This window comes from Litorisediminicola beolgyonensis (assembly GCF_042679605.1).
GTDB classification, from domain to species: Bacteria; Pseudomonadota; Alphaproteobacteria; order Rhodobacterales; family Rhodobacteraceae; genus Litorisediminicola; species Litorisediminicola beolgyonensis.
In genome coordinates, this window is the sequence record NZ_JBHTMU010000098.1 from 1 (window position 1) to 751 (window position 751).

General features: G+C 55.4%; 1 protein-coding gene. It reads right to left on the reverse strand.

Going from position 1 to position 751, the window contains the following annotated elements; all coding sequences use genetic code 11:
- Window positions 1–204: 204 nt before the first annotated feature.
- Entirely contained in the window at window positions 205–486 is a 282-nt protein-coding gene (locus ACFQ4E_RS20600) for a hypothetical protein (RefSeq protein ID WP_386806410.1), read from the reverse strand.
- Between the last annotated feature and the right edge of the window lie 265 nt (window positions 487–751).

The following is a 751-nucleotide window of genomic DNA, read 5'->3' on the forward strand; positions in this document are numbered from 1 at the left end:
GACGCCGTGAAGGTCGACAAAGCGGACGAAGCTGCCTTTGGTCGCGGTTGCACGAACGTCGGCTTCGACGCATCTTATCTCGACCAGTCCGGACCATTGCTGAAATGAAAGGCCGCCTTCCAATGAAAAGAAGACAGCCTTAACGCTCGGACAATAAGTGTTGCACTGGGATACGCCGTGTGTTTCGCGCATCCCGTCTTTCGATTATTCGTCTTGATCGTCCTTCTCAAGAGCATTCATGCGGATGACCACAGCGGACAGTGTGAGCGTTCCACATTCTGCGGCCTGCAGTTTCGCGATTTTCTCCAGCCCCGTGCATGGCCGAATGATGTCAGCTGACTGGGTTGGGGTCGTGCGGATGCTCTGAGGATAAATGGAGTCGGCCTGCCCAACGGCTGCAGATGACGCCAGCAATATGACTGAACCGAGCAGCAGCCTCAACCGATGGAAAAACGTGGTCTCAAGAGCTTGGTTGAAATGTGTCAAAGAAAGATCCTTTCAGGCATGTCCAAGCGTCGACGAACGCGGAGCGCTGGTCTGGGAATTGGCAAGTCCGGGGCAAGTGTTCGGGGAGCATGGAGCGGTGTCCCACTGAGGTCTCAGTAGGGAGTTCCGGTATTACACCCACGCTGAGCAAGCCGGACTGATCCAGGTTAGCGATGGGAGCGAATTTGACAGGGCGCCCCTGCGGATATCCAGAAAATAAGAAGCGTGCCGAAATGTCGACCTTGTTAGGCTCAGGACCGGCGTT